This is a genomic window from Streptomyces sp. NPDC002623 (assembly GCF_053592635.1).
On sequence record NZ_JBSFWB010000029.1, the window covers coordinates 98,321 to 108,354 of the forward strand.

General features: G+C 71.1%; 13 protein-coding genes. 7 read left to right on the forward strand and 6 right to left on the reverse strand.

The window, feature by feature from the left end:
* The first annotated feature begins 111 nt into the window (after positions 1 to 111).
* Positions 112 to 963, forward strand: a complete 852-nt coding sequence (locus ACWD4O_RS37400) for a class I SAM-dependent methyltransferase (RefSeq protein WP_451287009.1) — start codon at positions 112 to 114, stop codon at positions 961 to 963.
* Between the two features lie 332 nt (positions 964 to 1,295).
* On the opposite strand, the gene ACWD4O_RS37405 is transcribed toward ACWD4O_RS37400, so the two are convergent.
* Entirely contained in the window at positions 1,296 to 1,442 is a 147-nt protein-coding gene (locus ACWD4O_RS37405; RefSeq protein ID WP_451287011.1) for a hypothetical protein, read from the reverse strand.
* Between the two features lie 84 nt (positions 1,443 to 1,526).
* The gene (locus ACWD4O_RS37410; protein WP_451287013.1) at positions 1,527 to 1,955 is read right to left on the reverse strand and encodes an ester cyclase; all 429 of its coding nucleotides are present in this window, start codon (positions 1,953 to 1,955) and stop codon (positions 1,527 to 1,529) included.
* A 192-nt stretch (positions 1,956 to 2,147) separates the two neighbouring features.
* Between ACWD4O_RS37410 and ACWD4O_RS37415 the strand changes: the two genes are divergently transcribed.
* Together ACWD4O_RS37415 and ACWD4O_RS37420 are read left to right on the forward strand one after the other, a co-directional pair.
* On the forward strand, positions 2,148 to 2,906 hold the full coding sequence (locus tag ACWD4O_RS37415) for a MerR family transcriptional regulator (RefSeq protein WP_451287015.1): 759 nt from the start codon (positions 2,148 to 2,150) through the stop codon (positions 2,904 to 2,906).
* Positions 2,907 to 3,016: 110 nt separating this feature from the next.
* A complete protein-coding gene (locus ACWD4O_RS37420) occupies positions 3,017 to 3,586 on the forward strand; it encodes a hypothetical protein (RefSeq protein ID WP_451287016.1) in 570 nt (189 codons plus the stop codon).
* A gap of 160 nt (positions 3,587 to 3,746) precedes the next feature.
* Here ACWD4O_RS37420 and ACWD4O_RS37425 read toward each other — a convergent pair whose 3' ends face one another.
* A complete protein-coding gene (locus ACWD4O_RS37425; RefSeq protein WP_451287018.1) occupies positions 3,747 to 4,619 on the reverse strand; it encodes an LLM class flavin-dependent oxidoreductase in 873 nt (290 codons plus the stop codon).
* A gap of 176 nt (positions 4,620 to 4,795) precedes the next feature.
* Entirely contained in the window at positions 4,796 to 5,470 is a 675-nt protein-coding gene (locus ACWD4O_RS37430) for a TetR/AcrR family transcriptional regulator (protein ID WP_451287020.1), read from the reverse strand.
* 125 nt (positions 5,471 to 5,595) lie between these two features.
* On the opposite strand from ACWD4O_RS37430, the gene ACWD4O_RS37435 reads away from it, so the two are divergent.
* From ACWD4O_RS37435 to ACWD4O_RS37450, 4 genes are all read left to right on the forward strand, one after another.
* Positions 5,596 to 6,654 carry a zinc-binding dehydrogenase gene (locus ACWD4O_RS37435; protein WP_451287022.1) on the forward strand — a complete coding sequence of 353 codons (1,059 nt, stop codon included), beginning with the start codon at positions 5,596 to 5,598 and terminating at the stop codon, positions 6,652 to 6,654.
* 66 nt (positions 6,655 to 6,720) lie between these two features.
* Positions 6,721 to 7,284 carry a nuclear transport factor 2 family protein gene (locus ACWD4O_RS37440; protein ID WP_451287024.1) on the forward strand — a complete coding sequence of 188 codons (564 nt, stop codon included), beginning with the start codon at positions 6,721 to 6,723 and terminating at the stop codon, positions 7,282 to 7,284.
* Positions 7,285 to 7,310: 26 nt separating this feature from the next.
* Positions 7,311 to 8,174: an NAD(P)-dependent oxidoreductase gene (locus tag ACWD4O_RS37445; RefSeq protein ID WP_451287026.1), complete on the forward strand. Its 864-nt coding sequence runs from the start codon at positions 7,311 to 7,313 to the stop codon at positions 8,172 to 8,174.
* Positions 8,175 to 8,227: 53 nt separating this feature from the next.
* Positions 8,228 to 9,028: an SDR family NAD(P)-dependent oxidoreductase gene (locus tag ACWD4O_RS37450; protein WP_451287028.1), complete on the forward strand. Its 801-nt coding sequence runs from the start codon at positions 8,228 to 8,230 to the stop codon at positions 9,026 to 9,028.
* A 171-nt stretch (positions 9,029 to 9,199) separates the two neighbouring features.
* Here ACWD4O_RS37450 and ACWD4O_RS37455 read toward each other — a convergent pair whose 3' ends face one another.
* Positions 9,200 to 9,442 (reverse strand): hypothetical protein, encoded by a 243-nt coding sequence (locus ACWD4O_RS37455; RefSeq protein WP_451287030.1) that lies wholly within the window; start codon positions 9,440 to 9,442, stop codon positions 9,200 to 9,202.
* Positions 9,443 to 9,569: 127 nt separating this feature from the next.
* Positions 9,570 to 10,034 (reverse strand): oxidoreductase (locus ACWD4O_RS37460; protein WP_451287032.1); only part of this gene is annotated, 465 nt, incomplete at its 5' end.

A 10,034-nucleotide genomic window follows, 5' to 3' on the forward strand; every position in this document is an offset into this window, starting at 1 on the left:
CCATGGTGGTTTTGGTGGTCGTAGGCGTTCGGTGCCCGCATGACTGGCCGGCCGCGCACGAAGCTGGCTCACCTCTCAGGCCCCTTGGAATCGAGCTTCTAGGCTGGCCCGATGACTGATGAGCAGGAGCGGGTGCAGCCGTCGGGAGTGTGGGCCACGGCGGTGGGGGTGGCCAGGGTGCGGGCGCTGGAGACCGAGCGCGAGAACGCGCTGTTCCGCGACCCACTGGCACAGGCCTTCGCCGCCGCCGGCGGCCTGTGGCCCTCCTCGCCGCCGCTGCCCGATGACGAGGCCGCGCGACGCCGTCGGCTGGCCGTGTCGTTCTCCATCGTCATCAGGACGAATTTCCTCGACGACCTGTTGCAGCAGGCCTCGGCGTCCGGGGTCCGGCAGGTCGTGCTGCTCGGCGCCGGCATGGACAGCCGGGCCTTCCGGATGGACTGGCCCGAGGGCACCCGGCTGTTCGAGGTCGACACCGCCGCGCCGCTGGACTTCAAGGCTTCGGTGCTGCGCCAGGAGCGGGCCGTCGCGCGCTGCGAGCGGATCACCGTCGCGGTGGACCTGCGTGAGGACTGGCCAGGCGCGCTGGCCGCCGCAGGGCACGACCCGGCCGTGCCGACCGCGTGGATCGCCGAAGGACTGCTGATCTATCTGCCCGAGGACGCGGTGGAGCTGTTGCTGGCCCGGATCAGCGCGCAGTCGGCGGCAGGCAGCCGGATGGGGCTGACGTTGGGCTCGCGCGGCGTGATCGAGCGCTTCGGCGCGGACGCCGCGCAGGGATCGGCGGCGTCCATGTGGGTCTCGGAGATGCCCGACGACCCGGTGGGCTGGCTGGCCGGGCACGGCTGGGAGGCCGACAGCCACACCCTGCGCGAGCGCGCTGCCGCCTACGGCCGCCCGATCAGCACCCCGCCGCAGCGCGAGGAGCGACCCGGCGGACTGATCTCGGCGATCCGCCGGTAGAGCGCCTCTCGGTTCCCCAGATGATCGATTCCAAGGGGGCCGAAAATCGCCTGGCTGGACGGGGGTGTGGTCGACGGTCCTTCGCCGTGAACGAAGTGCTGCCGCAGTTGAACGAGCTGCTGTTCTCTTCGGTCGAGGGCGTGTCGGTGGAATCGGACCCAGCCCCCGCCGGCATTCCATTCGTTTGAGGCGATGGTCAGCAGCGGGCTCAGCGGTGCCACAGGCGACGCATAACCGGGGTGTGTCCATCCGCGGGTCGGCGGTCGGCGTTTCCTCGCGGGAACGGGGCTGCGAGGATTCAACGACGGCTCATGAGTCCAGGTCGGGGAGGTTCAGCGATCCTCCGGTGGGCGCTGTGCGCGACGCGGCCGCCGGTCTCGCCTCAGCATGGTCTCGATGCCGGCGATCAGCATGGCCACCACCGTCTCGAACAGTGCGTCCGGCGATTCGGCGGTGGACTCCGCGACGACGCGCCGCAAATGCGGTAGTTCCTCCTGCCGTGTGAGCGGTGGGATACCTGTCCACGCCACCGGGTCCGCCCCGGGTACGGCCCGCAGGGTGGGTCAGTGATCGGTCGTGGTGGGCGCGATCTGCTGCATGAGGCTGATCATGTCCGGGGCGACCCACTCTTCGGCGATCTTGTCTCCTTCGATGCGGTAGACCTCGACGCTGCGGTAGGCGACCGTCCGGCCGGTCGCCTCGAACTGCTGGAATGCTCCCAGGTGGGTTCCCCGGAAGTTGACCAGCACCGTGACCTTGTCGCCGACGCCGAAGATGTCCTGGACGTCGATCTTCAGGTCCGGGAAGGCGTCGAGCATGGCCTGGGTGCCGAAGCGCCAGATCTCCCGGCCGTGCAGGGGCTCGGGGCTGCCGGGAACGTTGGCGATGAAGTCCTCCGCCATGAGTTCCGTCGCCGCGTCGAGGTCGCCGCGCTCCACGCACCGGTACGCCGTGCGCAGCAGGGTCACGTTCCGGTCGGTGGCAGTGGTCATCTCTGTGTCCTTTCGGAGGTGGAGGCCCGGGCACGGTGATCGCCCGGGGGCCGATGTCCTTCAGTGAAGACCATGACGTCGCGGCAAGGTCAAAGAGCTGGTTCGCGGCCGTCTGCCGAGGTCAGGGGTGCCGGCCGCCGCGCGATCGGCTGTGCTTGACCTTGCCGCGACGTCATGGTTTTCACTGGTCTCATGCGAATCGGCGAAGTCGCTGCGCTGGTCGGGGTCACCCCGCGGGCCGTGCGGCACTACCACCATCTCGGGCTGTTGCCCGAGCCCCTGCGGCGCAGCAACGGATACCGCGACTACGGCGTCCGGGACGCTGTGCTGCTCGCCCGGATCCGGCGTCTGACCGAGCTCGGTGTCGGGCTCGACGAGGTACGGGACGTCCTCGCGGACACGGAAGGCCATGACCTGAGGGAGGTCTTGGAGGAGCTGGACGCCGACCTCGCACGGCAGGAGGCCCGTCTCCGGCAGCGACGGACGCGACTGGCCGAGTTGCTGGCCCAGGTGCGGGCCGGATCCCTGCTCCCTGAGGGACCGGTGTCGCCGGAGCTCTCCGGCCTGCTGGCCGCTCTCGGCGACCTGGGCGACCTCGGCGACTCACCGATGGCCGTGAAGGACCGCGAGCATCTGGAGTTCCTCGACGCCGCGACCCCCGAGGAGAGGAGGGTTTCGCTGATGACGGCGTTGCACGAGATGCGCGAGCACGCCGGACAGGTCTACAGCCTCCTGGACGGCCTCGCCGGCCAGAAGCCGGACAGCCCGCACGTGGCCCGAGCCGCCTCAGCGCTCGCGGCCCTTCTGCCCGACGGCCTGGCGACTCACATTCCCGACACCGACGCCCACGGCCTGGCCGAGGCCCTCTACGAGGACCTGACCCCGGCACAGGCGGCAGCCGTCCGACGCGCACTCGAACTCGTCAAGCGCCGACAGGAAGGACCCGCATGACCCCCACGCCCCCGGTGGCCCGGCCGCAACCCGCCGCCCCCGCACCACAGGAGCACACACGATCCGGGGCCTCATCCGTGGCGCGGTTCCTCTCACACGAACGCCGGGTCGTGGAAAGCCTGATCCGGTGGGTCGCCCGCCGGCCACACGGCGTCGAGGGAGCCGACGCGGTCTTCACCCACGGCCGGGACCAGGCCACCACCATGTACGGACTCACCTTCGCGTGCGTGGTCGAGACCGTCGCCCTGTCCTACCTCCTCGCCGACCGGCCCGTCATCCACACCGCCCTCCTGGTCGTGGACGTCTACACCGTCCTGTTCGTCCTCGGCCTGCACGCCGCCTCCCGCACCCGGCCGCACGTCCTCGCCGGCCGCACCCTGCGCATCCGGCAGGCCGCCAACACCGACGTCCTCCTCCCCCTGGACCGGATCGCCTCCATCCGCCGCGAGACACGCTTCACCCACGAGAAGAAGGACGGCGAACTGAACCTCCCCGTCGGATCACAGACCTCCATCACCCTCCAACTCGCCGAACCGGTCAACGCACCCAGGTTCCTCGGCGCGACCCGCCTCGTCACAGTGATCAGGCTCCACGCCGACGACCCGAAAGCCCTCTACGACGCCGTCACACAAGCACGAACCACCCTCGAACCCACCCCGGAAACAGCCCCGCAGCTCTGACAGGCAACCGTGCCCAACAGGCCGGGTCCGGCTACCGGATGGGGAGCTACTTGGCGGGCGGGTGCTGGTCGTCGGGTGTCGACGCCGGCACGGCCTGCACGTCGACGGTGAACTTGCGTGTTGGTCATCCGGTGGAAGGCCTCGCTGCCGCCGGCCCGCCCTACGCCAGGGCCGCGCGCACTCCCGGCACGACCTCCAGCGCGAACCGGGTCAGCTGGCGGAGATGGTCGGCGTCGGGCCAGTAGACAAAGCCGTTCATCCCGTACTCGCGCACGAGGGAGACGAGTTGGTCGACCCACTGCCGTACGTCGCCCTGGAACGGCGCGTCCGACTCGACAGGGCTGATCAGCCCGTTGAGGTTGTAGACCTTGCGCAAGGACGCGGGGTCCCGGCCGGCGTCCTGTGCGCCCGCGTCGAGCCGCGCGACGGCGTCCTTGAGCCGGTCGAGGCCGAGGAAGCCGTACGAGGGCATCCAGCCGTCCGCCTTGCGGCCCGTAAGCGCCAGCATGCGCGGGCCGTAGGCGCCGAGCCAGATGCCGAGGTCCGAGGAGGGGGCGGGTCCCGGGTGGACGCCGGAGATCGAGTAGTGCTCGCCCTTGAAGCGCACCGAGCGCTCGCCACTCCACATCAGCCGGGTGATGTCGATGGCCTCGTCGAGCGCCGCCACGGCCTCCTTGGGCTCGCGGCGCGGTCCGCCCATGGCCTCGATCGCGTCCCAGAAGGCTCCGGTGCCGAGGCCGAGCTGGATCCGCCCGGGGGCGAGCACGTCGAGGCTGGCCGCGGACTTCGCGAGCATGGCGGGCGGGCGCAGCGGGAGGTTCGCGACCGTGGGCACGAAGGTGATACTCCGGGTGGCGCCCGCGAGATAGCTGATCAGCGTCCAGGCGTCGTAGAACCTGGGCTGGTACGGGTGATCTTGGACCGTGACGAGGTCGAGGCCGGCCTTCTCGACCTGCTGGGCGATCCGGAGGGGCTGCCCCGGGTCCTCCCAGACGGGGTCGACATTGGCTCCGAAGAGCACGGGAAGTGACATGGGGGACTCCGCTCGCTCGACCATCACCCGTCGTCAGCGTACGGGGACCTGCATCCATTCCCCAGCAGGGACGCTAGTTTTGCCGGCCAATCAAATGGCGGCTGGGCTTGTCCGGGTCGTCCGGGTCGTCCGGGGTCGAGGACATCACCCGGAACCGCCGGCCGACATCGCTCCGGTCACGCGCCCGAATCACCCGGATCGCCCGGATCGCCCGCTTCGGCGGCTTCGGCGGCTTCGGCGGCTTCGGCGGCTTCGGCGGCTTCGGCGCTGTCCAGTGGGCGCAGCATCCGGAGCACCATGTCGACGGTGCGCTCCAGGGGGCGTTGTCGCGTCGTGACGGCGAAGAGGAGGGTGCGGGTCAGGACGGCGCCGAGGAGCATGTCGAAGACGTCGTCCGGGTCCACGGCGGGGTCGACGCTTCCGGGCGGTGCGGCGCGCAGGATCTCCCGGAACTGCGGCCGTGCCGACACGCGCACGTACATCTCCGGCGGTCGAGGGCGCCCGGAGGCTTGGTGGTGCGCGAGGAGGCCGGCCGCAGCCGCACGAGCCGCAGGCGCGTTGAAGGCCGCCAGGTAGGCACGGACGAATCGGCGGACATCGCGACGGAGATCTCCCGTCGGCTGGACGCTCAGCGGGCTGAGCCCGGGGAACGTCGCCTCCTCGATCAGCTCGATCCGTGACGTCCAGCGACGGTAGATGGCGGAGGCGTGCACGCCGGAGTGCTCCGCGACGGCCTGGATCGTCGTCGCGTCGAAGCCGCGCCGGACGAGCAGTTCACGCGTCGCCGCGAGAGCCCGTTCGTCGATGCTCGTGTCACGTGGACGTCCCTGTCGACGGCGAGACTCGGTCATGCCGGTCATCGTAGTGACCAGGGCCCCGATTCCTTATTTATAGGAGACGGTCTTCTATAAATCGTGAGGCGTCGCTACAGTCGCGTGACAGAGACGAGTCCTGGGTTCACGAAGAGGAGAACCTGATGCGGGCTGCTGTACTGCGCGGCGGGACGGTCGTGGCGCGGATCATCGACGATCCGGTTCCCGGCCCGGGCCAACTCCTCGTCCGGTCGCTGGCCTGCGGCATCTGTGCGTCGGACCTCCACTTCATGGATCATCCGGAGGCGGGGGCCGACGACGACAGCGGGATGTCGACGTACGACCAGGACGTCGACATCGTCATGGGACACGAGTACTGCGCCGAGGTGGTCGACCACGGCCCCCGCACCGAGCGGCGGATTCCCGTCGGCGCCCGGGTGAGTTCGCTGCCGGTGCTGTCCACCGCCGCCGGCCGCAGGATCATCGGGCAGAACCCGGAGTCCCCCGGCGGATTCGGCGAGTACTTCCTGTTGACCGAGGCCATCACCCGGGTCGTGGTCTCCGACCTCCCCAGCGGGGTCGTCTGCGTCGCCGACGCGATCTCGGTGGGCTGGTCGACCGCGTCACGGGCCCAGGTCACGACCAAGGAGGTGGCGCTGGTCATGGGCTGCGGTGCGATCGGTCTGTCGGTGATCGCACGGCTCAAGCGCCTAGGCGTGGGACCGGTCGTGGCGGTCGACTTCGTGGCCTCGCGACGCGAGACCGCACGGGCGATGGGGGCCGACGTGGTCGTCGACCCCGCGAGGGTGTCGCCCTATCAGGCCTGGCGTGAGCTGGCCCGCGGGCCGGCCGGGTCGACGAGGGACGTGATGACGACGATGGCCGGCCTGCCGGGGTGCGTCGTGTTCGAGTGCGTCGGCGTGCCGGGCGTGCTCGACTCGATCATCAAGGGGTGTGAGCGCGGCACCCGGATCTTCTCCGTGGGCGGGCCGCCGGAGGGCGATCACCTGCACACCCTGACGGCCAAGCGGAAGGGCCTCAACATCCAGTTCGGCGGGGGCCCGTCGATGGCCGACTGGGACGAGGCGTTCGAGGCGGTCTGCTCGGGCGCCCTCGACGTCGGGCCGATGCTCGGCAGAACCGTCGGGCTCGATGAGGTAGCCGACGCGCTCGACGCCGCACGGGACGCGGGCGGGCCGGCCCGCATCATCGTCGTGCCCTGAACGGACCTGCCCTGAGCGGGGCTTCCCTGAGCGGGGCTTCCCGAGCGGACTTCAGAGAGGGCTCACATGACTGAGATCGACGAGCTGCGCGCCGCCGTCGAGAAACTGGCGGCACAGGTTCACACCCTTCAGGACCAGGTCGACATCATGCAGCTCGTCGCCCAGTACGGGCCCGCCGTCGACAGCGGTTCGGGCGAGGCCGCGGCGGCGCTCTGGACCGAGGAAGGTGTCTTCGACGCCATCCCCCACCTGCGGATGGAGGGCCGGGACGACATCGTCGGCATGGTCCACGGCACCGGCCACCAGAGCGTGATCGACAACGGTTGCGGTCACGTCCTGACCGTGCCGCACATCGTCGTCGACGGCGACCGGGCGACCGGCCGCAGCCATGCGCTGCACCTGCGCTGGGACGCCGGCGCCGGCCGCTTCTGGGTCTTCCAGGTCTCCGCGAACACCTGGCGCTGGGTGCGCACCGCGCGGGGCTGGCGCATCGCCGAGCGGGTCAACGCCAACCTCGACGGCACGCCCGGACCCCGCGCGATGCTGACGCCGCCTGCCGCCGACGGCCCGCCCGTGGAGATCACCGCGACAGCCCGCCCGAGCAACCGGCGCCGGTCGGCGGGCGGTTGACATCCGTTGCGCCGACTGGAGGAGCAGTGAGGATCGGATTCATCGGGGCGGGCCGCATGGGCCGGCCGATACTCGGCCGTCTCATGGCCGCGGGTCACGACGTCACCGTCCTCGTGCGGCGTCCGCAGAACCGCGCGGCCGCCGAGGCGGACGGGCTGACCTGGGCCGGGACGGTGGCCGAGACCGTCCGGGACGCCGACGCGGTGTTCGTCGTCGTCCTGACGGACGAGCAGGTGCGATCGGTGTGCCTGGGGCCGGACGGTGCCGTCGCGGCCATGAAGCCGGGGGCGACGCTCGTCCAGCACACCACCTCCGATCCGGCGACCGCCCGACTGCTCGTCGAGGCGGGAGCGGACCGTGGGATCAGGGTGCTCGACGCCGCGCTCTCCGGCGGCCCGCACGACATCGCCGAGGGCAGGCTCACGCTGTGGGTCGGCGCGGACGAGACCGTTCTGGAGGACGTACGTCCGCTGCTGGCGACGTACGCCTCGCCGGTCATCCGGGTCGGCCCGCCCGGCAACGGACAGCGGGTCAAGCTGGTGAACAACGCGCTGTTCGTCGCACAGGTGGGCCTCGCGGTCGACGCGGTGCGCCTGGCCGGCGAGCTGGGGATCGACGAGAAGACGATCCTCGATGCCGTGCAGCACGGCAGCGGCGCCAGCCGCGCCCTCGGCGTCGTCGCCCGTGGTGGTTCGGTCGGGGCGGTGGCGGAGCGACTGGCGGACCTGATGCTGAAGGACGTCACCGTGGTGCGCGAGGTGGCACGGAGCGCGGGAGCGGACCTCGGGATCATCGGGGCGGTCCTGGCGTCGGACGCGGTCGAGAAGAAGGTGCTTCAGCGGGACGAGCCACCGTCGACGGGCCGCGACAAGGGCCGTGGGGCGTCGTGAACGGTGTGGAGGCGCCCGGGCGTTCGGTCAATCGAAAGGTGACGGCAACTGTGATGAGCACATATGGCCCCTGGGGCATCGTCGCGGGCGGATCCGACGGAGTCGGTGTCGCGTTCGCGCACGGGATGGCCTCCCGGGGCATCAACGTCGTCCTGGTGGCCCGTCGGGTCCCCGTACTGGAGGCGGCCGCGGACGACATACGGGCCCGATACGGCGTCGAGGTCCGAACGATCGCGCTCGACCTCAGCGCCGCGGACGCACTGGCGGAACTCGAAGGCGTCACCTCGGACCTGGAAGTCGGGCTCCTCGTGTACAACGCCGGTGCCGACAGCCACAGCGTGGCGTTCCTCGACAAGGACCTCGACGCCCACCTGGAACTGGTCCACCGCAACTGCACGGCGGTAGTGGAGGCGGCCTACCGTTTCGGCGCCCCGATGGTGGCGCGGGGGCGAGGGGCCGTGGTGCTGGTGACCTCGGGCGCGGCCTGGGCCGGCGGCGCCACGCTCGCCGCCTACGGCGCCACCAAGGCGTTCGATCTCATCCTCGCGGAGAGCCTGTGGGCGGAGTGGCGGGACAGCGGCGTCGACGTCCTCGGGCTCGTGCTCGGCAGGACCGACACCCCTTCCCACCGCCGGATGCGGGACGCGGGCGGCGAGTCGTACGGCGGGGAACTCGCCGACCCCTACGACGTCGCGGAGCAGGCGCTCACCCACCTCGGCGACGGCCCCACCTGGATCCACGGCAGCGAGAACCCGACCGGCGGTTCGCCGTTCGGCGCGCTGAGCCGTCGCGACGCCGTGCTCGCGATGAGCCGGGGCGCGTCCGCGGGCAAGAAGGCGGACGTCGAGCGCTGACGGATCTCGAAGAAGCGGTCCCACCGGCCCCTAGGCGGCGTCACGTCCGAGCCTCCGCCCCTCCGCCCAACTGCCCCTCCGCCCAAGTGCCCAACTGCCCAACTGCCCAACTGCCCAACTGCCACGAGACGTTGCCGGGCCGGCCTCGGACGCCCGCCCGCCCTACCGGGGTCAGCCCGCCGCAGGCTGCGGCTCGTGCTGCTCCCGCGCCACGGTCGGGACCTCGCGCCGGAACACGTCCTTCAGGTAGAGCACCACGGCGGCGCCGACCACCCACAGCGGAAGGATCACCAGGGCACGGGGCAGACCGTCGTCCTGGAACCGGGACAGGCCCTGCATCGCCCGGACGCCCACCCCGACGGGCAGGATCTCGGACAGCGGGCGCAGCCAGGCCGGTAGGTAGGCCGCCGGCATGACCCCGCCACTGCTGCTGTTGCCGAGGATCAGCAGGAGGATCGAGGCGAGACTGACCCCGGCCGGGCCGAACAGCCGTAGCGGTCCGCCGCGTGCGGGGCCCGGGGCGGGCGGGCCCCTGGTGGGATCAGCCGAGGGCCGGGTAGTCGGTGTAGCCGCGCTCGTCTCCGCCGTAGAACGTCGCGGGGTCGGGCGTGTTGAACGGGCCGCCCTGCTGGAGCCGGACCGGCAGGTCGGGGTTGGCGAGGAAGAGTGCGCCGAACGCCACCGCGTCAGCGATGCCGTCCTCGACCAGGCTCAGCGCGTCCGGGCCGGTGGGGTTCGGGTGGGTGAAGGGGTTGAGGATGAACGTGCCCTGCCACTGCTTGCGCAGCCGGTGGGTCAGCTCGCGGTCCGGGCCCTCCATGAGGTGGACGTAGGCCAGGCCGAGCGGGGAGAGCGCCGCCAGCAGTTCACCGTAGAGGACCGGCAGGTCGCTCTCGACGATGTCGTTGAAAGGGTTTCCGGGCGAGATGCGGAAGCCGACGCGGTGGGCCCCGACCGCGTCGGTCACCGCCTTGGCCACCTCCACGCCGAAGCGGATACGGCCCTG